The sequence below is a fragment of the Nocardia sp. BSTN01 genome (assembly GCF_015354405.1).
Taxonomy (GTDB): domain Bacteria; phylum Actinomycetota; class Actinomycetes; order Mycobacteriales; family Mycobacteriaceae; genus Nocardia.
This window is the reverse complement of sequence record NZ_JADKYP010000006.1, coordinates 209,211-227,479: the sequence shown is the minus strand read 5'-3', so window position 1 is coordinate 227,479 and position 18,269 is coordinate 209,211. Positions and strand designations below refer to the sequence as shown.

The 18,269-nt window shown below is 69.3% G+C and carries 21 protein-coding genes; 5 read left to right on the top strand and 16 right to left on the bottom strand.

The window, feature by feature from the left end:
* Window positions 1–100: 100 nt before the first annotated feature.
* The 10 genes from tatA to IRT45_RS08520 all read right to left on the bottom strand — a co-directional run bounded on the left by tatA (window position 101) and on the right by IRT45_RS08520 (window position 9,602).
* On the bottom strand, window positions 101–391 hold the full coding sequence (gene tatA, locus IRT45_RS08565) for a Sec-independent protein translocase subunit TatA (RefSeq protein ID WP_194805305.1): 291 nt from the start codon (window positions 389–391) through the stop codon (window positions 101–103).
* Window positions 392–490: 99 nt separating this feature from the next.
* Window positions 491–1,534: a 2-dehydropantoate 2-reductase gene (locus IRT45_RS08560; protein ID WP_194805304.1), complete on the bottom strand. Its 1,044-nt coding sequence runs from the start codon at window positions 1,532–1,534 to the stop codon at window positions 491–493.
* Window positions 1,531–2,535 carry a YafY family protein gene (locus IRT45_RS08555; RefSeq protein WP_194805303.1) on the bottom strand — a complete coding sequence of 335 codons (1,005 nt, stop codon included), beginning with the start codon at window positions 2,533–2,535 and terminating at the stop codon, window positions 1,531–1,533. Before IRT45_RS08555 ends, IRT45_RS08560 begins: the two co-directional genes overlap by 4 nt.
* Window positions 2,536–2,575: 40 nt before the next feature.
* Complete coding sequence (locus IRT45_RS08550; protein WP_157104306.1) at window positions 2,576–3,571, bottom strand: YafY family protein; 996 nt, start codon at window positions 3,569–3,571, stop codon at window positions 2,576–2,578.
* A 120-nt stretch (window positions 3,572–3,691) separates the two neighbouring features.
* Complete coding sequence (pafA, locus tag IRT45_RS08545) at window positions 3,692–5,050, bottom strand: Pup--protein ligase (RefSeq protein WP_181320965.1); 1,359 nt, start codon at window positions 5,048–5,050, stop codon at window positions 3,692–3,694.
* A gap of 213 nt (window positions 5,051–5,263) precedes the next feature.
* Entirely contained in the window at window positions 5,264–6,046 is a 783-nt protein-coding gene (gene prcA, locus IRT45_RS08540) for a proteasome subunit alpha (RefSeq protein WP_194805302.1), read from the bottom strand.
* Window positions 6,043–6,861 (bottom strand): proteasome subunit beta, encoded by an 819-nt coding sequence (gene prcB / locus IRT45_RS08535; protein WP_194805342.1) that lies wholly within the window; start codon window positions 6,859–6,861, stop codon window positions 6,043–6,045. Before prcB ends, prcA begins: the two co-directional genes overlap by 4 nt.
* 26 nt (window positions 6,862–6,887) lie before the next feature.
* Window positions 6,888–7,082, bottom strand: a complete 195-nt coding sequence (locus tag IRT45_RS08530) for a ubiquitin-like protein Pup (protein ID WP_030518123.1) — start codon at window positions 7,080–7,082, stop codon at window positions 6,888–6,890.
* Window positions 7,083–7,264: 182 nt separating this feature from the next.
* Complete coding sequence (dop, locus tag IRT45_RS08525; RefSeq protein ID WP_030518124.1) at window positions 7,265–8,764, bottom strand: depupylase/deamidase Dop; 1,500 nt, start codon at window positions 8,762–8,764, stop codon at window positions 7,265–7,267.
* 82 nt (window positions 8,765–8,846) lie between these two features.
* A complete protein-coding gene (locus IRT45_RS08520) occupies window positions 8,847–9,602 on the bottom strand; it encodes a TetR/AcrR family transcriptional regulator (protein WP_309240849.1) in 756 nt (251 codons plus the stop codon).
* 99 nt (window positions 9,603–9,701) lie between these two features.
* Here IRT45_RS08520 and IRT45_RS08515 point away from each other — a divergent pair, with 99 nt between their 5' ends.
* Together IRT45_RS08515 and IRT45_RS36725 are read left to right on the top strand one after the other, a co-directional pair.
* Entirely contained in the window at window positions 9,702–10,601 is a 900-nt protein-coding gene (locus IRT45_RS08515; RefSeq protein ID WP_194805301.1) for a diiron oxygenase, read from the top strand.
* Entirely contained in the window at window positions 10,598–11,488 is an 891-nt protein-coding gene (locus tag IRT45_RS36725; protein WP_228533950.1) for a DUF4873 domain-containing protein, read from the top strand. Before IRT45_RS08515 ends, IRT45_RS36725 begins: the two co-directional genes overlap by 4 nt.
* Window positions 11,489–11,500: 12 nt before the next feature.
* Here IRT45_RS36725 and IRT45_RS37710 read toward each other — a convergent pair whose 3' ends face one another.
* Together IRT45_RS37710 and IRT45_RS08500 are read right to left on the bottom strand one after the other, a co-directional pair.
* Entirely contained in the window at window positions 11,501–11,677 is a 177-nt protein-coding gene (locus tag IRT45_RS37710) for a hypothetical protein (RefSeq protein ID WP_309240848.1), read from the bottom strand.
* Between the two features lie 11 nt (window positions 11,678–11,688).
* On the bottom strand, window positions 11,689–12,057 hold the full coding sequence (locus tag IRT45_RS08500; protein WP_194805300.1) for an arsenate reductase family protein: 369 nt from the start codon (window positions 12,055–12,057) through the stop codon (window positions 11,689–11,691).
* A 114-nt stretch (window positions 12,058–12,171) separates the two neighbouring features.
* Between IRT45_RS08500 and IRT45_RS08495 the strand changes: the two genes are divergently transcribed.
* Both IRT45_RS08495 and IRT45_RS08490 read left to right on the top strand, forming a co-directional pair.
* The gene (locus IRT45_RS08495; RefSeq protein WP_194805299.1) at window positions 12,172–12,780 is read left to right on the top strand and encodes a TetR family transcriptional regulator; all 609 of its coding nucleotides are present in this window, start codon (window positions 12,172–12,174) and stop codon (window positions 12,778–12,780) included.
* A 51-nt stretch (window positions 12,781–12,831) separates the two neighbouring features.
* Window positions 12,832–14,433 carry an FAD-dependent monooxygenase gene (locus tag IRT45_RS08490; protein ID WP_194805298.1) on the top strand — a complete coding sequence of 534 codons (1,602 nt, stop codon included), beginning with the start codon at window positions 12,832–12,834 and terminating at the stop codon, window positions 14,431–14,433.
* Between the two features lie 232 nt (window positions 14,434–14,665).
* Here IRT45_RS08490 and IRT45_RS08485 read toward each other — a convergent pair whose 3' ends face one another.
* The 3 genes from IRT45_RS08485 to IRT45_RS08475 are packed head-to-tail and all read right to left on the bottom strand — an operon-like array spanning window position 14,666 to window position 16,922.
* The gene (locus tag IRT45_RS08485) at window positions 14,666–15,526 is read right to left on the bottom strand and encodes a biotin-dependent carboxyltransferase family protein (RefSeq protein WP_194805297.1); all 861 of its coding nucleotides are present in this window, start codon (window positions 15,524–15,526) and stop codon (window positions 14,666–14,668) included.
* Window positions 15,527–15,543: 17 nt separating this feature from the next.
* Window positions 15,544–16,176 (bottom strand): allophanate hydrolase subunit 1, encoded by a 633-nt coding sequence (locus IRT45_RS08480; protein ID WP_194805296.1) that lies wholly within the window; start codon window positions 16,174–16,176, stop codon window positions 15,544–15,546.
* Window positions 16,173–16,922 carry a LamB/YcsF family protein gene (locus tag IRT45_RS08475; RefSeq protein WP_194805295.1) on the bottom strand — a complete coding sequence of 250 codons (750 nt, stop codon included), beginning with the start codon at window positions 16,920–16,922 and terminating at the stop codon, window positions 16,173–16,175. The genes IRT45_RS08480 and IRT45_RS08475 overlap by 4 nt, the downstream gene beginning before the upstream one ends.
* Window positions 16,923–17,028: 106 nt before the next feature.
* Here IRT45_RS08475 and IRT45_RS08470 point away from each other — a divergent pair, with 106 nt between their 5' ends.
* Entirely contained in the window at window positions 17,029–17,556 is a 528-nt protein-coding gene (locus IRT45_RS08470) for an NUDIX domain-containing protein (protein WP_194805294.1), read from the top strand.
* Here the strand turns inward: IRT45_RS08470 and IRT45_RS08465 are convergent.
* Window positions 17,553–18,233, bottom strand: a complete 681-nt coding sequence (locus IRT45_RS08465; RefSeq protein ID WP_194805293.1) for a TIGR00266 family protein — start codon at window positions 18,231–18,233, stop codon at window positions 17,553–17,555. The two genes, IRT45_RS08470 and IRT45_RS08465, sit on opposite strands and share 4 nt — an antisense overlap.
* Window positions 18,234–18,269 lie beyond the last annotated feature (36 nt).

The window sequence follows — 18,269 nt, the reverse complement described above, 5'->3', positions numbered from 1 at the left end:
CCTCGCTGATCACCTGGCCGGATCCGGATGCAACGCCCAACCGCCATCGCACCGCCACCCCGCGGGCGTTACCGGGGTGGCGGCCTCGAGACGGGCCGGATCAGGCCGTGTGACGATCCTTGTCGGCCTGCGGCGCCGGATTCACCGGCTGAGCAGGCGGCAGCTCGGCCGCGGGCGCCGACTGCTGTGCGGTGCCGGACACGCTCGGCGACCCCGTGTTCGCAGAACCCGCGTTCGCCGAGCCCTCGGACTGCATCTCGCTCATCTCGCTCTTGAAGATGCGCAACGAACGTCCGAGACCCCGGGCGGCGTCGGGCAGCCGCTTGGCGCCGAACAGCAGCAGGATCACCAACGCAATGATGAGCCAGTGCGTCGGGCTCAATGAACCCATCGAAAACCTCCCAAGACTGTGGTATGTCCGATGCTACCGGACCCCGATCCGGCGACGACGCGCGTCGTCACCCGGGAATCGGCGAGACGGTGCCGCAGGTCAGCTCGACACCGGCCGCGTCGCATCGCGAGCGACCGCTCCGCGCAGCTCCGCGAGCAGGTCGGGGCCGGTCCAGCGGCGTTCGTCGCCGTTCTCCGCGGCCCGGATCAGGTCGACCAGCCGTGCGTTCACCGGGGTAGGCACCGTCACCATCCGGCCCAGCTCGACGATTTCCCCACAGAGCCAATCGATTTCGGTGCGCCGGCCCAGGGCCAGATCGTCGGCCATCGACGAGCGCGCCATCGGGTCCACCGCGAGCACCCGGCCGGCCACCCGCTCGAAGACGGCATCGGGAACCGTCAGCAGGCGGGCCATCACGCGCGGTGGCAGCACGGTCAGCCGCGCGGGACGGATCCGGGCGCGCCGCATCGCCGCGAGCGCCTCGTCCTGCGCCAGCGCCAGACACCGCCGGTAGTCGCGGGTGGCCAGCTCCTCGCGCAGCGGCCGGCCCGACAGCGCGTTGATCGCGTTGTTGAGGTTGAGCAGCAGTTTGGCCCACTGCACCGAGCGCAGATCCGGATGCCGGTCCAGGGGCAGCCCGGCCCGTTCGAACAGCGGCGCGAATCGGGACAGCGCCGGGTCGTCGGCCACCGCGACGGTGCCGTCGGTGCCGCGATGGAAATGGCCGGGACCGCTGTGCACGACGTTGAACATCACCATGCCGGCCGAGACCACCGCGGTCGGCAGCACCTCCCGGATCGCCGCATCGTTGCCGATGCCGTTCTGCAGGCTGACCACCACGGTGTCCGCGCGCACCCGATGGCGCAGTTGCGCGGCGGCCTGGGCGGTCTGCGCCGACTTCACGGTGACCAGCACCAGATCGGCGGTGGCGGCGCTGTCCGGTTCGGTCTCGGTGCGGAAACCGCCCGCCGCGACGCGATCGTCGCCGCCGTCCAGATCGGTCAGCCGCAGCCCGTGCGCGCCGATCTCGTCCAGCAACCGCGGGCGCCCGACGAAGGTCACCTCGGCACCGGCGGCGGCCAGTTTGCCGCCGACGAACAGACCGATACTTCCGGCGCCCAGCACCGTCACCCGGAACGTCACGCGGGCCCGACCTCCTCGACCATGTTCCGGTCGTAACCGAGGTCGCCGACCTCGTCGTAGGCGGCCAGTGCCGCGGCCGACCGTTCCCGCACCGCGCTCACCAGCTCCGGCGGCCCCAGCACGGTGACACCGGAACCGAAGCCGAGCAGCAGTCGCGCGATCCAGCCCAGCGTGGCGAACCGCATCGTCGCCTCGACGCTGCCGTCGGGATGGACCACCACCGGATGCATCGGATACTGATCCAGCACCCACCCGTAGTCGCCACGAATGCGCAAGCGCGCCAAGGCAACCGCCGGATCGTCGGAGAACAGGTCGAGCCCCGCGGACTCCTCGGTGGCGTGGCGGGGCGGGTTCGCCGGCTCGTCGAGTTCGGTGGCCTCCTCGATCCGGTCGAACCGGAACAGCCGCACCCCCTCCGCCTGCCGGCACCACGCCTGCAGATAGGAGTTGTTGTCCACCAGCACGATTCGGATCGGATCGACGACACGCTCGGACACCACATCCCGGCTCGCCGAGTAGTACACCAGCCGCAGCGCACGCCCGTCGGCCAGTGCGGAACGCACCGTGGTCACCGCCGGCGCCTCGACCGGCTCCGCGGTGTCGGGTTCGCTGCGATGCCCGGCCTCACCGGAGATGGCCGATTCGATCTTGGCGGTCGCCGACCGGGCGGCGGTCGGATCGACCATGCCTGGCAGATCCGCGATCGAGCGCAGGGCCACCAGCAGCGCCGTCGCCTCGATCGAGGTCAGCCGCAGCGGACGGTCGATACCGGCGGAGAAGGTGACCTCGATGCTCTCCTCGGAGAACGACAGGTCGATCAGATCGCCTGGACCGTAACCGGGCAGACCGCACATCCAGAGCTGATTCAGGTCGCTCATCAGCTGTTTGGTGCTGACCCCGAGTTCCGCGGCCGCCTCGGGCGCGCTGATCCCCGGATTCGCGAGGAAGTACGGAACCATATTCAGCAACCGGGACAGCCGCGTCGACAATCGGCTGCTCATCGCCGCACCCCCGCCCGGGCCGTTGCGACGCTCGCGCGTCTCATGCCGACACCTCCGTCCGTTCCAGTACCGACCGCAACCGCGCGATCACATCGGCCCGCAGATCCTCCGGGGCCAGCACCAGCGCATCCGGGCCGAGACCGGTGATCAGCCGCGCCAGCCAGTCCCGCGACCGCACCGGCACCTCCACCACCGAACCCGGGCGACCGGCGACCGTCTCCTCGGCGATCACCACGCCCAGCCGGCGGATCTCCTGCCCGCGCTCCTGCGCCACCCATACCGTCGCCGATCCGGTCACCGGCGCCGCACCCGTCACCCGCGCCACGATCTGACGCAGATCCACATCCGCCGGTTTGTGCACCACGTTCTCGGGCCCGTACACCTCGACGTCGGCCCCGATCCGCGACAACCGGAAGGTCCGCACGGCGTCCCGGTCGCGGTCGTGGCCCACCAGATACCAGCGTCCGTGCCGGGTCACCACACCCCACGGCTCCACATCGCGTGTGGCGTAGGGCGCGTTGTGCGTGACGCGATGTTCGAATCGCACCGCCCGCCCCGCGTCGATGGCCGCCAGCAGCTTGCCCAGCGCGGCCTCCGAGCCCCGGGTGCGGGCCGGAACCGCGGGCACCGACGCCGAGGCCGCGTCCGCGTCGACATGCACCCCGGCGGCCCGCAGCTTGAGCACCGCACTCTCCGCGGCGCTGGCCAGCTCCGGGGACTCCCACAACTGCACCGCCACCGCGACCGCCGCCGCTTCCGCGCTGGTCAGATCGATATCGGGCAGTTCGTAGGCATCGCGATTGATGCGATAGCCCTCCTGCCCGGAGAACCGGCCCACCGGGCCGACCTCGAGCGGGATCCCCAGATCCCGCAGTTCGTTCTTGTCGCGCTCGAACATCCGGCTGAACGCCTCGTCGCTGGCCGACTCCTCGTAGCCGGCAACGCTGTCGCGAATGCGCTCCGCGGTCAGGAACTGCCGGGTCGACAGCAGCGCGATCACCAGATTCATCAGCCGCTCGACCTTGGAAATCGCCACCCGACACAGAGTAATCGGACTCCCGGAACGACGGTGCACCACCGCACCGATCCGCGCCGGGATATCGCCGCCGGCAGCCGGATCGACCGGCCCCGCGAACCGCCGCGGGGCCGTCGGCCCTCACATCGAGGCGATCAACCGATCCACGCGCTCGTCCACGGACCGGAACGGGTCCTTGCACAAGACCGTGCGCTGCGCCTGATCGTTCAGCTTCAGGTGCACCCAGTCGACGGTGAAATCGCGGCCCGCCTCCTGCGCCGCGGTGATGAAATCACCGCGCAGTTTAGCCCGTGTCGTCTGCGGCGGAGTTGTCACCGCGGCATCGACCGCCTCGTCCTCGGTGATCCGCTTGACCAGACCCTTGCGCTGCAGCAGATCGAACACTCCACGGCCGCGCTTGATGTCGTGATAGGCCAGATCCAGCTGGGCGATCTTCGGATCCGACAACTCCATCGAGTACCGATCCTGGTAGCGCTGGAACAGCTTGCGCTTGATCACCCAGTCGATCTCGGTGTCGACCTTCGCGAAGTCCTGCGCCTCGACCGCGTCGAGCGTGCGACCCCACAGGTCCACCACGGCGTCCACCTGCGGATCGCGCTCGCGATTACGCAGATGCTCGACCGCGCGGGCGTAGTACTCGCGCTGGATGTCGAGCGCGCTGGCCTGCCGGCCGCCCGCCAGCCGCACCGGTCGGCGGCCGGTCAGGTCGTGGCTGACCTCGCGGATCGCGCGGATCGGATTGTCGAGCGCGAAATCGCGGAACGACACCCCGGCCTCGATCATCTCCAGCACCAGCGCCGCGGTACCCACCTTCAGCATCGTGGTGGGTTCGGCCATGTTCGAGTCGCCGACGATCACATGCAGGCGGCGGTACTTCTCCGCGTCGGCATGCGGCTCGTCGCGCGTGTTGATGATCGGCCGCGACCGCGTGGTCGCCGACGACACCCCTTCCCAGATGTGCTCGGCCCGCTGTGACAGGCAGAACGTGGCCGCCTTCGGCGTCTGCAGGATCTTTCCGGCACCGCAGATCAGCTGCCTGGTCACCAGGAACGGCAACAGCACATCCGAGATCCGGGAGAACTCGCCGGCCCGCACCACGAGGAAGTTCTCGTGGCAGCCGTAGGAGTTACCCGCCGAATCGGTGTTGTTCTTGAACAGATAGATGTCACCGCCGATCCCCTCCTCGGCCAAGCGCTGCTCGGCATCGATCAGCAACTCCTCGAGCACCCGCTCACCCGCGCGATCGTGGGTGACCAGCTGAACCAGCGAGTCACATTCGGCCGTCGCATACTCCGGATGGGAACCGACATCGAGATAGAGCCGCGCTCCGTTGCGGAGAAATACGTTCGAACTACGGCCCCAGGACACCACCCGGCGGAACAGATACCGGGCCACCTCGTCAGGACTCAACCGACGGTGACCGTGGAACGTGCACGTCACCCCGAACTCGGTCTCGATCCCCATAATTCGTCGCTGCACACCATCGACATTACGGCAAAGCGAACGGCGAAAGTGGCTGTGCGAGCAAGCGGTTGCATACGGGTTCACAACAATATGGGCTCTACCGGCCGCGACGCCGCCGGCAGCACCGGGTTCGTGGTGCGGGTACTCCCCGCAGACGACAGCCGCCCGGCCCCATCCTCACGATCACAGGATGGGGCCGGGCGGCTGATTCGAGCCCGCTACCAGCGGTTACGGGTTGGAGGGATCTCCGGCGGAGGGAGTCTCCGGCTCGGCGTTCTCCTCCCCCGCACTCGCCGCGCCGTCGGCGGAGAGCAGCGTCTCCAGCGAGGCGTGCGGAATGCGGCGGAAAGCCCGGCGCGGGCGGGCCTGCTCCAGCGTCGCCACCTCCAGCGAGGACACCGCGATACCGCGCTTGTCCTTGTCGCTGTTGTCGGGCGAACCCTTCTGCAGGGCGTCCACGGCGGTGCGGATCGCGGCCCGCAACTCCAGGCCCGGCTGGAAGGTGTCCTTGAGCGCGGTGCTGATCGGGTCGGTATTGCCGCCCATCACCACGAAGTCGCGCTCGTCGACGATGGAGCCGTCGAAGTTGATCCGGTACAGGACCGAATTCGACTCCTGCTCCGGATAGCCGACCTCACCGATGCAGATCTCGACCTCGTAGGGCTTGAGCTGGTCGGTGAAGATCGTGCCCAGGGTGGAGGCGTACATGTTCGCCAGCGCCCGCCCGGTCACGTCGCGCCGGTCGTACTGGTATCCACGCAGGTCGGCCTGCAGGATTCCACCACGACGCAGACTTTCGAACTCGTTGTACTTGCCGACCGCGGCGAATCCGATGCGGTCGTAGAGCTCGCTCACCTTGTGCAGCGTCGCCGAGGGATTCTCGGCGACGAACAGCACACCCTTGTCGTACACCAGCACCACGACACTGCGTCCCCGGGCGATGCCTTTGCGCGCAAGTTCGGTCTTGTCGCGCATGATCTGTTCGGCCGACGCGTAGTACGGCAGTGTCATGGACGCGCACTCCCTTCTTCGGCCACCCGCTCGTCGACGATCGAGCGCGCGATCTGCTCGAGCCGCTCGTCCGAAACCTCCAGCGCCCCTTCGGCATTGATGACGATCGCCGTCGGGAAGATACCGCGCTGCAGATCCGGGCCGCCGGTGGCGGTGTCGTCGTCCGAGGCGTCCAGCAGCGATTCGACGGCGATGCGCAGTGCGCGGTCCTCGTCCATATCGCGGCTGTAGGTCTTCTTCAACGACGACTTGGCGAACATCGAGCCCGAACCGGTGGCGGTGTAGCCGAAGCGCTCTTCACTGCGGCCGCCGACCACGTCGTAGGACACGATGCGGCCGGCCCGCTCCGGATCGGTGGCCTCGAGGTCGTAACCGACCAGGATCGGCACCACCGCCAAACCCTGCAGTGCCGCGGGCAGATTGTCGCGGACCATCTTCGACAGCTTGTTGGCCTTGCCGTCGAAGGTCAGCGGCACGCCCTCGATCTTCTCGTAGTACTCCAGCTCCACCGCGAACAGGCGGATCATCTCGACCGCCACGCCCGCGGTGCCGGCGATACCGGCCGCGGAGAAGGTGTCGGTGATGTACACCTTCTCCATATCGCGGCTGGCCAGCAGGTTGCCCTGAGTGGCCCGGCGGTCACCGGCGATCAGCACACCGCCGCGGTAGGTCACCGCGACGATCGTGGTGCCGTGCGGCGCCAGATCCCCGGCCGAGCCGTTACCGCCGGCGGCGCGCCCGAAACCGTTGCCCGGCAACAGTTCCGGCGCGTTTTCCCGCAGATATTCGGAGAATGACGAGAGGGCGTACCCCATGTGGAGCCGCAAGGGGTCACCTTTTGTCACTGGCCGCCTTTCTGGACGTAGGCACGCACGAAGTCCTCCGCGTTCTCCTCGAGCACGTCATCGATCTCGTCGAGCAGGTCGTCGGTCTCCTCGGCCAGCTTTTCGCGGCGCTCCTGTCCCGCGGCCTCGACACCGGCCGCGTCGTCGTCCTCGTCGCCACCACCGGCGCGCTTGGTCTGCTCTTGTGCCATAGCAGCCGACCTCCTCTGTACTGATCATCGGCGAGCATCGGAAACCTCCGATGCTCGTCCCTCAACACTACCCAGCGACGGTGACAACATGCCGGATTACCTCGCAATGTGCCCCCGCCGCAACGTCACAGCACGCCGGGCCACCCCGGCACGAGCGCGCCGCCGGCGGCCCGGCCACCCGCTCAGGAGGTGAGCTGCTTGACCAGTTCGGCGGCCGTACCCGCGCCCTCGAGCAACTTGCCGACGTGGGATTTCGTCCCACGGCGCGGCTCCAGGGTGGGAATGCGGACCAGCGAGTCACCGCCGAGATCGAAGATCACCGAATCCCAGCTCGCCGCCGCGATATCGGCGCCGAAGCGGCGCAGGCATTCGCCCCGGAAGTAGGCGCGGGTGTCGGTCGGCGGGTTGGTCATCGCGTCGGTGACCTGCTGTTCGGAGACCAGGCGCTCCATCGAACCGCGGGCCACCAGGCGGTTGTAGAGCCCCTTGTCCAGGCGCACGTCGGAGTACTGCAGATCCATCAGATGCAGTTTCGGCGCCGCCCAGCCCAGGCCCTCGCGGCTGCGCATACCCTCGAGCAGGCGCAGTTTGGCCGGCCAGTCGAGCAGGTGCGCGCAGTCCATGGGGTCGCGTTCGAGCAGGTCGAGCACATGCGCCCACTTCTCCAGCACATCGGTCACGCGGGCGTCGTCGGTGCCCTCGCGGTCGTGGAACTTCTCCACCCGGTCGAGGTAGATCCGTTGCAGCGCAAGGCCGGTCAATTCGCGGCCGTCGACCAGCGCGACGGTGGCGCGCAGGCTGGGATCGTGGCTGATGGTGTGCACGGCGGTGACCGGACGCGCCAGCTGCAGGTCCGACAGGTCCTCGCCGGCCTCGATCAGATCCAGCACCAGCGCGGTAGTGCCGACCTTGAGGTAGGTCGACCATTCCGCCAGGTTGGCGTCGCCGATGATCACGTGCAGCCGCCGGTACTTGTCCGCGTCGGCGTGCGGTTCGTCGCGGGTGTTGATGATGCCGCGCTTGAGGGTGGTCTCCAGGCCCACCTCGACCTCGATGTAATCCGAGCGCTGCGACAGCTGGAAACCCGCGTGGTCGCCGGACTGCCCGATGCCGACCCGCCCCGACCCGGTGACGACCTGGCGGGAGACGAAGAACGGCGTCAGGCCGACGATGATCTGGTTGAACGGCGTATCGCGGTTCATCAGATAGTTCTCATGGGTGCCGTAGGAGGCACCCTTGCCGTCGACGTTGTTCTTGTAGAGCTGCATACGCGGCGCACCCGGCACACTGGAGGCATAGCGGGCGGCGGCCTCCATGACCCGCTCACCCGCCTTGTCCCAGATCACCGCGTCCAGCGGGTCCACGACCTCGGGAGCCGAATATTCGGGGTGCGCGTGGTCGACGTAGAGGCGGGCGCCGTTGGTGAGGATCATGTTCGCCGCGCCGACCTCGTCGGCGTCGATCACCGGCGCCGGCCCGTTGAGCCGGCCCAGGTCGAAGCCGCGGGCATCGCGCAGCGGCGACTCCACCTCGTAGTCCCAGCGCGTGCGCTTGGCCCGGGGTACGCCCTCGGCCGCCGCGTAGGCCAGCACCGCCTGGGTGGACGTGAGAATCGGGTTCGCCGAAGGTTCCGTCGGTGTCGAGATGCCGTACTCGACCTCGATTCCGATGATGCGCTGCATGGGTCGAGCCTAGGCGACGCGCACGATCCCCGGGGCCGCCCGGGTGCGGTGGCCCGTCACCGCGCCGTGCGGCGTCGCGAATTCAGTTGACGGCCAGTGGGTCCGGGGCCGCCGCCTCGGACCGTGCGACCAGGTCGGCGACGGTGGCGTCGCGGTCCAGCGGAACCCCCAGACTGCGTGCATTGCTCTCCAGCAGCCCGAGCACCGATTCGGTCACGATCGCCTCGATCTGCTCCGACCCCAGCGCCGAGGCGGTGTCGGCGCGCCAGCTGTTGACCACCCCGTCGACGAATCCGACGATCCCGAAGGCCATCGGCCGGGCCCGCACCGGGTCGATGCCGACGCGTGCGGCGGCGGTGGCGAACAGATCCGCGAGCCGGGCGCCGATGCGGTCGCGTGCCCCGGCCAGCGCGAGCGACGAATCCCCTTGCGGGGCACTCGCCGCCAGGAATCGGTGCAGCTGCGGATGCGAGTCCACCCAGCCGACATAGGTGCCGACCGCTCCGCGCACCGCGTCCTTGACGGTTCCGTCCGCCCGGAGCGTCGGAAGTAGTTGAGTCAGCAGCGATTCCAGGATGCGGCCGCGAATCTGCTCGTCCAGATCGGTCCGCCCGTCGAAATGGCGGTACACCACCGGACGCGGCAGGCCCAGCCGGTCGGCGATCTGCTGGACCGACACCTCGGCGCCGTTCTCCTCGATCACCGCGACCGCGGCCTCGATCACCTCGGCACGCCGCCGCTGTTTGTGCCCGTTCCAGCGGGTACTGCGACCGTCCACACCGGCCGCCACGGACCGTTCCGCACGCCGCGGGGGCCGTTGTCCACCGGTTTCACTCACATGTCAACAATACTCATGCGGTATTGACCGATACACCTCGTCTCACTAACCTTGATGTTACAGCCTGTCTCGGTAATTCGATTCGTTTGGAGCGCAGTCATGGGCAACGACGCCACCCTGCTCCCGCGGGATACCTTCGCGCAGCGCCTGCTGCTCGGTTCGGTCCGCAAGTCCTACGACCCGGTCGTCGATCTGGACTGGGACGCCCCGCTGGATCCGGACAAATTCTTCCTGCCACCGGAGGTGGTCTCCCTCTACGGCACCGACCTGTGGAACGCGATGTCACCCGAGCAGCGGCGCGAGCTGTCGCGGCAGGAACTCGCGAACATCCTGTCGGTGGGCATCTGGTTCGAGAACATCCTGAACCGGCTGTTGTTGCGGGAGTTGATGAACGGCGATCCCACCTCGCACCGCTCGCACTACACGCTGACCGAAATGGGCGACGAATGCCGCCACATGACCATGTTCGGCAAACTGATCGACCGCATCGACGCCCGGCCCTACTGGCCCAAAGCCCCTGCCCGGCTGGCGATCTCGTCGTTGCAACTGCTTCTGCACGGACCGATGGTGTGGGTGGGAGCGCTGGTGGGCGAGGAGATCTTCGACGCGCTGCAACGCCGCACGATCGACGATCCGCAGTTGCAGCCGGTGGTGGCGCGCACGTTCCGCGTGCACGTCACCGAGGAGGCGCGCCACATCGGCTTCGCCCGCGACGCCCTCGCCCGGCGCGTACCGGCGATGTCGCGCGCGGAACGCGCCTACGTGCGGACGTGTGTCGCGGTGGCCGCTCCGCTGTTCGTCCGGCTGATCACCAACCGGCACATGTACATTCGCGCCGGATTGGACGGGCGCGCGGCCGTGCGCGCGGCGCTGGCCAATCCGCACGCGCACCGCATGCTCGCGGCCGGGGGCGCCGACCTGGGTGCGTTCCTGGACGAGAACGGGCTGCTCGGCCCGATCGGCAAGCTACTCTGGCGGCGGCGGGGGTTGCTCGCATGAGGCCGGACCGGCACGGCGCGGGCGGCGTGGCTGTCGTCGCGGCCCGGCCGTCGGCGCCGGTCGTCGCGGCGACGCTGCGGCGCAACGGAATTCGCGACATCGCCGTCCTGGGCTCGACCGCGCTCGCGGCCGATCGGCCACCGGCCGCGGTGCACACCATGGAATTCGACGGCGCACACGACCGCTGGCGGCTGCGCTCGGACGACGGCACGACCACGGCGTCGGTGGTGATCCTGGCCGATGCCGACCTCGATACCCGCCGCATCACCGGAATCGGCGCCGACCTGCACACGCTGCTGAGCGACGGCCGGGTGGCCCATCTCGGCACGACGATGCACGAGATGCCCAACCTGTTCTGGACACACTCCCCCGCCGGCGCGCACTGGCCGCACCATCCGGTGCAGGTCCGCGCCGAATACGCCGCGCGCTGCATCGTGGCGATGTGCCGAACCGGCGCTACCCGAATCCAGCTGCGACGTGCCGTGCAGCACGAATCGGCACGTCGCTGGGCAGCGAATCCCCGCCTCGGCCGGAGGTTGCCGCGACCGGATCGCCGTCACTTCGATACGACCGTCGCCGCCGATCGCGCGCCCGCTTGCGAGTACGCCGGTCCCGCGGTACTCGACGGACCGGGCGCCGAACTCGCGGTGACGGTCGCGCTGAACGGGCATCCGGACCCGATCGACGGTCACTACCACTGGTACGGCCGTCTCACCGCGACGGAGGCGGACCTGCTGCCCGACCCCGGACGCGGTGCGGTGTCGCTGCGGATCGCGGGCGGCGAGCCCGCCGCGGGCCGGCTGCAGGAGCGCGACCCGTGGGGAAATCTGCGGATCGCCGGAATTGGGCGGCCGCCTTTTCCCCTGGCGGACAACGGCATTCATTGACACTGCGGACGGTCAGCCCGGAATCTTGTCCAGGAATCCGTGCACGCGGGCAATGCGATCACCGTCGAGAACGACCACGTCGAAGCCGACGATCAGCGGCTCGGCGCCGGGAGTCCCCAGCGTCCGTCGGGTAATGCCGCGGCACACCGAAGTGGTTGCCGCGCAGCCGGTCGTTCTCCGGCCCCGCACCGGATGGAGGTCTACAGCACCGATTTCAGCGATTGTTCGTCCCGCGCGACGACGGCCCGGCCGTCGGGGGTGACCACGATCGGTCGCTGAATCAGCTTCGGATTGCTCGCCAGTGTCTCGATCCACTGCTCGCGGTCGGCCTCCGTACGCGACCAGCCCGGCATGCCGAGCTCCTTGGCGTCCGGTTCACCGGTGCGGGTGATGTCCCACGGCTCAAGGCCGAGCTGTGCCAGCACCTTCCGCAGATCATCGGCGGTCGGCGGATCATCGAGATATCGCAGCTCGACGTAGTCCACACCGGCCTCGTCCAGCGCGGCTTTGGCCGCGCGGCTCTTCGAGCAGCGGGGGTTGTGCCAGATCTGCGTCTGTCCGGATGTCATAGCCGAACCCTAGCGCGCCCGGCCGATAGCGGCGGGGTAATATTTTTGCCTGAAAGGCAAAGTTTCTCGTCGTGCACTATTGAAGTGTCTCCCACTTTCCTCGATACTGAGATCATGACCAGGGACCCGGCTCGGGGGCTGCGGGAACGCAAGAAGCTCGATACCCGGCGTGCGCTCAGCGATGCGGCACTGGAGCTGATGTTCGAACGCGGTCTGGACCAGGTGCTGCGTGAGGATATCGCCGCCCGCGCGGGCGTATCGGTGCGCACGTTCACCAACTACTTCGCCAGCAAATACGAGGCGCTGGCGTACCGGCAGATCGACCGCATCCACCGGGGGATCGAACTGTTGCGGGCCCGGCCCGCCGGCGAGCCGCTGTGGACCGCGATCACCGAGGCGATGCTGGAACCGTTGCGGGTCGACGGGCTCGACGCCGATCCCCCGCCGCGCGACCGGCAGGCCGAGGTGCGCAAGCTCATCGCCAGCCCCGAGGCGCAGGCAGTGCTGACCCGCACCACCGCCGACGCCTTCGCCGAGGTGATCGCCGAACGCACCGGCACCGACCCCGGCACGCTCTACCCACGGCTGGTCGCCGAAGCCGTGCTCGCGGCGCTGGTGTCGGCGATCGAGGTCTATCCCCGGTGCGATCCTCCGACCTCGATCACCGCGCTCACGAGCCAGGCATTGGAACTGGTCGCGGCCGGCCTGCCCGAACCCCACTGAACTTTTCTCCCTCCCTCGAAACCGCTTATCCGACAAGGGGTCTGATTCGTCATGTCCGAAAACACCTGTGATGTCCTGATTTCCGGTGCCGGGCCGAACGGGCTGATGCTGGCCTGCGAACTCGCTCTTGGCGGGATCACGGCGGCGGTCCTGGACAAGCTGCCCGAACCCAGCACCGAACCCAAGGCCAACGGTCTCATCGGGCAGGTGGTGCGGCTGATGGATATGCGCGGGTTGTACCAGCCCGCCGTCGGCGACCGTGCGCCCACGAGCCCCGCACCGCTGCCGGGATATTCGTTCAGCGGCTTGCGGCTGGACCTGGCCGGACTGGCGGACAATCCGATATACGGCCTGCCCATTCCGCAACCGTACCTGCTCGCGCTGCTCGCCGCCCGCGCGCGGGAACTGGGCGTGGCGGTGCGGTGGGGGCACAGCCTGCGCGATCTCGAATCCCATCCCGACCATGTCGTAGCGACCGTCGACGGTCCCGACGGCGGCTATCGTATCCGCACCCGCTACCTGGTCGCCGCGGACGGCGGGAAGAGTACGGTGCGCAAGCTGGCCGGCATCGACTTCCCCGGCTGCACCGTGACCGACCGCGTGTCCCGATTCGGCCATGCCACCGTCCCGGACCGGCTGCGCACACCCGACGGCGGCATCGACATTCCCGACGTGGGGCGGTTCCACTTCGGCCACAACCGCGTGGAGAAGGGCATGTTCCTCTTCGCCGAGCTGATGCCCGGGCGGCCGATGATCGGGGTGAGCGAATACGGCACCGACCACTGTCCGGCCGAGGACGAACCCGTTACCTTCACGGAGCTACGGGAGAGCGTCGAGCGGGTGCTGGGAGCCGACGTGCCGATCGAACCGCCGGCCGGCGCCGGTCCGCATGCGTTGCGCCGCAACGTCGGTCAGAACACCCGGGTGGCGCAGCGGTATCGCGACGGCCGGATCTTCCTGCTCGGAGACGCCGCGCACGTCCACTCCGCGATGGGTGGCCCGGGACTGAATCTCGGACTGCAGGACGCGGTCAACCTGGGCTGGAAACTGGCGGCGGAGGTCAACGGCTGGTCACCGGCCGGACTGCTGGACACCTACGAAAGCGAACGCCGCCCGGTGGCCGAGCGAGTGATGATGCACAGTCTCGCGCAAAGCGCGTTGATGGCACCGGGGCCCGAGGTCACCGGATTGCGCGACCTCTTCGGGGAGCTGGTACGGATCCCGGAGGTCGCTTTACACCTCGCCCAGCTCCTGGCCGGATCCGACATCCGCTACGACGTCGGCGACGACCATCGCCTGTCCGGATATCTGGTGCCCGACTACACGGTCACCACCGACGGCGGCACCACCCGGGTTGCCGAGCTGCTGCACCCCGCGCGGCCATTGCTGATCGACGCCACGGGCACAGCGGCCGCCTCGGCGCACGGGTGGCGTGCGCGGGTCGACATCGTCTCCGGCACACTCACTCTCGATCCGGGTCCCTCCTCGAACCAGGCCGTCGACACCGCGGCCGCAGCAAGTACACCGGCAGCGATTCTGCTGCGTCCCGATGGGTACGTCGCATGGGCTACCGACGATGCAACAGCCGGCGGTCTGCCTCGCGCGCTCACCCGCTGGTTCGGTCCCGCGCCGATCCCGGCCCACACCCAGTGAGGCCCACCCGCGGTGCGGTCGCGCATCGGCGTCACAGGTGCATCCACTCCGGCCATATCCGCGACCACGGCTGCGTCGGGCCGGTGCAGCCGAAGATCGTGACATCGCGCGTGTTGCCGACGAAGCCGAGCCGGGTGTCGACCCGGCCCGGTTTCCGGCCGCCGGGGCGTCGCCCCGCAGACCAATCCGCTGTCCCCCCTCGAGAGGTGTTCCGACCCGTCCGTGCGGCGGATCAGCGCTGCCAGCAACGGAATTCGATCAGCTGGCCGGGCCGGGCCTGACCGAGCAGATCCACGTCGGCGTCGATCACCGTGGCCACCACGGGGTACCCCCCGGTGATCGGCCGGTCCGCCAGCAGGACCACCGGGCGGCCCGCGGGTGGCACTTGAATTGCACCCAAAGCCATTCCCTCGGTGGGCAATTCGGCATCGTTCGCCCGCCGCAGCGGCGGGGCCTCACCGTGGCGGTCCAGGCGTACGCCGATCCGGTCGGTGTCCGTGGAGACCTCCCAGGCGCCGGTGAACAGATCGGCGGGATTGTGGAACCAGTCCGCGCGCGGCCCGAGCCCGGCCCGCACCCGCAGCGTTCCCCCGGTGGGCGGGACGACCGGAGCGAGCTCGACGGTCGGCCAGCCACGCGGCGGAGCGCCGACCGGCAGGGTGTCTCCCCGGCGCAGCGGTTCGGGGCCCAGGCACGCCATCGTGTCCCGGCTGCGAGATCCGAGTACCGGCTCCACCGCGACGCCGCCGCGCACCGCCAGATAGCACCGCAGCCCCGTCTCGGCCGTACCGATCCGCACCCGCTGCCCTGCCGCGACGAACAGCACCGACGCCGGCGGTTCGGCGCGGCGGCCGACGCTGATCGGCACCGGTGCGCCCGTCACGCTCACCACGACCGGGGCGTCGAATTCCACGCTCAGCCCGCCCAGCACGCACTCGATGGCCGCCGCCGATTCGGCATTGCCCACCAGCCTGTTCGCCAGACGCAGCGCCCGGCGGTCCAGGGCCCCGGAGACCCCGACCCCGGCGTGGAACCAGCCCGGCCGCCCGAGATCCTGCACGGTGCTGAGCGCTCCCGGCTCGAGAACGCGCATCCGCGCCGCCCGGGCTCTCACCGATCCACCGCCACGAACCGGACCCGCGTACCCGCGCGCAACAGCGCCGGTTCCGGCCGCGCCGCATCCCACAGGACCAGGTCGGTACGGCCGATGAGCTGCCAGCCGCCCGGCGAACTACGCGGATAGACGGCACTGTATCCCCCCGCCAGCGCGACCGAACCTGCCGGGACCGCGGTGCGGGCCTGCGGGCGTCGTGGCACCGACAGCTCGGCGTCGGGTGCATGCAGATAGCCGAATCCGGGGGCGAAACCGATGAAGGCGCATCGCCACGGCACACCGGTGTGCCGCTCGATCAGTTGCCCGGGTGTGATGCCCAGCAGTTCGGCGGCATCGGCGAGGTCGGGACCGTCGTAGCACACCGGGACGGTGACCGTCTCCGCGGCGGCCAGGCTGTCGGAATCGGCGCCCGGCGCGAGATCCAGTGCGCGCACATGGGATTCGATCACCGCCGGGTCGATACCGGGACACAGCGTGAGCAGGACGGTCCGAGCGGCGGGCAGGAAGTCGGCCACCCCGTCGATCGGCGTGCGCCGAAGGTGGTCGAGCAGCAGCGGCAGCTGGGCGGCGTCGGCCGGTTCGAGGAGCAGCGCGCGGTCGCCCGCGGGCCGCACGGTCACCGCGCTCATGTGAAGCTCCGCAGTTCGACGCCCTTGTCCAGCAGCGACTGCCGGATCGAGTGTGCCATCCGGACGGCATCGGGCGAATCGCCGTGGACGCACAGGCTGCGCACCTCGACGCGCACCGGGTCGCCGGCCACCGTGTGGGCGTGTCCGTCCACGGCGATCGACACCGCCTGTCCCAGCGCCGCTTCCGCGGCCAGCACCGCACCGGCGTGCCCGCGCGGCACCAGCCTGCCTTCGGGGGTGTAGGCGCGGTCGGCGAAACCCTCCGCGTGGAACGGGATTCCGGCCGCCTCCGCCGCGCGAGCGAGCTCCGAATCGGCGGGCCCGAGCAGGCTCAACTGGCCGAAGGCGACCAGCGCCACCACCACTGCCGCGGCCGCAGCGGGATCGGACGCCGCCGAATGATACAGCGCACCATGGGGTTTCACATAGCGCACCCGATCACCGGCCGCCCGGGCGAAGCCGTCGAGCGCGCCGATCTGATAGATCGACTCGGCTGTCAGCTCGGCCGGGGACACCGCCATCTCGCGGCGGCCGAATCCGGCGAGGTCGCGATAGGAGATGTGCGCGCCGATCCGCACCCCGTGCGCGACCGCCAGATCGCACGTGCGCCGCATGATCACCGGATCCCCGGCGTGGAAGCCACAGGCGATATTGGCGCTGGTCACGACGTCGAGAAGCGCCTCGTCGTCGCCCATCGTGTACGGACCGTACCCCTCCCCGAGATCGCTGTTCAGATCGATCACCACGGAGCATCACCTCGCCTCGCCGTTGTCCTACCACCATCGTCCGCGCTGGCCGCCGATGCGCCACCGTGGGCGCATTCTCCCCCGCCCACCGCCTAGGGTGGCGGGAATGGGTGAGGTCATCGCCGTCTACGACGGCCGCGGCAACGAGACCGGCAGTGCCGAACGCGCCGAGGTGTATGCCGAAGGATTGTGGCATGCCAGCGCCGGCGTGCTGGTGCGATCGCTCGACGGGCGCCGCATCTACGTGCATCGGCGTACCGATACGAAGATGGTGTTCGCCGGAATGCACGACTGCCTGGCCGGCGGCGTGCTGGCCCCCGGGGAGGATCCCGCCGCCGCGGCGGCGCGCGAGCTGGGTGAGGAGCTGGGAATCGTTGCGGCTCCGGCGGACCCGCGGCCGCTGGCCCGGGTGTCCTGGGACGGCAGCTGGGCGGGCCGCCCGATGCGGTGCCACCTGTTCGCCTATGAGATCCGCTCCGACGGGCCGATCACCGTGCAGGCGGAGGAGATCGCCGCGGGCTGGTGGTGGACCGACGCCCAGCTGTGGGAGCATCTGAGCGATCCCGGCTGGCCGTTCGTCCCCGACACCCGAGTTCTGATCGGCGACCTGCTGCACCCGCGTAATCGGGCCTAACCGGACGAGGTGACCGCACCGGCCCAGGCCGCGAACGCACCCGGGTTGCGGGTCTGCAGCAGCACCCGGCCCGGACCGGTGAAGTCGAACACCAGCCCCTCGCCGGACGTGATCGATTGCAGCGAACGACCCGAAACCGCCCGGCGGATACCGAATTTCAGTGCGAGGTCGTAGGCCACCACGTGGCCGCAGTCGATGGTCACCGACTCACCCGGCTGCAGATCGATCACGTCGATCGCGCCGAAGACACCGACCACGACCTCGCCCTGCCCCCGGGCGCGCAGGCCGAATCCGCCCTCGCCGCCGAACATGTTCGCGAAACCGCCCCATTTCGCTTCCACCTGCACGCCATGGGAATTGGCGATCCAGCCGCCGCGGCTGATGAAGTACGGGCGGTCCGGCGCGATCGGCAGCGCCAGCATGTCACCGGGTAACGCCGGCGCGACATCGACCCAGCCGCCCTGCGGAGGCGCGGTGAACGTGGACACGAAGAACGACTCACCGGCCAGCACGGAACGCTTCAGCCCCGCCAGAAATCCGCCCTCGGCCTTCGCGGCCAGGCTCACTCCGGCCGAATGGGCCACCATCGCACCGGTTTCCGCACGCAACGGCTCCCCACCGGCGAGAAAACACCGTGCCACCGTGGACGACGGATTATGCCGCAACACCACCTGCATGGCCGCGACGTTAGCAGCGCCGGGGGCGGGATGTTC

Excerpts from the sequence above, each read along its gene's own strand:
- tatA (WP_194805305.1), bottom strand. The coding sequence starts at position 391 with ATGGGTTCATTGAGCCCGACGCACTGGCTCATCATTGCGTTGGTGATC.
- IRT45_RS08555 (WP_194805303.1), bottom strand. The coding sequence starts at position 2,535 with ATGAGCAGCCGATTGTCGACGCGGCTGTCCCGGTTGCTGAATATGGTT.
- prcA (WP_194805302.1), bottom strand. The coding sequence starts at position 6,046 with ATGACACTGCCGTACTACGCGTCGGCCGAACAGATCATGCGCGACAAG.
- prcB (WP_194805342.1), bottom strand. The coding sequence starts at position 6,861 with ATGGGGTACGCCCTCTCGTCATTCTCCGAATATCTGCGGGAAAACGCG.
- IRT45_RS08530 (WP_030518123.1), bottom strand. The coding sequence starts at position 7,082 with ATGGCACAAGAGCAGACCAAGCGCGCCGGTGGTGGCGACGAGGACGAC.
- dop (WP_030518124.1), bottom strand. The coding sequence starts at position 8,764 with ATGCAGCGCATCATCGGAATCGAGGTCGAGTACGGCATCTCGACACCG.
- IRT45_RS08515 (WP_194805301.1), top strand. The coding sequence starts at position 9,702 with ATGGGCAACGACGCCACCCTGCTCCCGCGGGATACCTTCGCGCAGCGC.
- IRT45_RS36725 (WP_228533950.1), top strand. The coding sequence starts at position 10,598 with ATGAGGCCGGACCGGCACGGCGCGGGCGGCGTGGCTGTCGTCGCGGCC.
- IRT45_RS08500 (WP_194805300.1), bottom strand. The coding sequence starts at position 12,057 with ATGACATCCGGACAGACGCAGATCTGGCACAACCCCCGCTGCTCGAAG.
- IRT45_RS08495 (WP_194805299.1), top strand. The coding sequence starts at position 12,172 with ATGACCAGGGACCCGGCTCGGGGGCTGCGGGAACGCAAGAAGCTCGAT.
- IRT45_RS08490 (WP_194805298.1), top strand. The coding sequence starts at position 12,832 with ATGTCCGAAAACACCTGTGATGTCCTGATTTCCGGTGCCGGGCCGAAC.
- IRT45_RS08485 (WP_194805297.1), bottom strand. The coding sequence starts at position 15,526 with ATGCGCGTTCTCGAGCCGGGAGCGCTCAGCACCGTGCAGGATCTCGGG.
- IRT45_RS08480 (WP_194805296.1), bottom strand. The coding sequence starts at position 16,176 with ATGAGCGCGGTGACCGTGCGGCCCGCGGGCGACCGCGCGCTGCTCCTC.
- IRT45_RS08470 (WP_194805294.1), top strand. The coding sequence starts at position 17,029 with ATGGGTGAGGTCATCGCCGTCTACGACGGCCGCGGCAACGAGACCGGC.
- IRT45_RS08465 (WP_194805293.1), bottom strand. The coding sequence starts at position 18,233 with ATGCAGGTGGTGTTGCGGCATAATCCGTCGTCCACGGTGGCACGGTGT.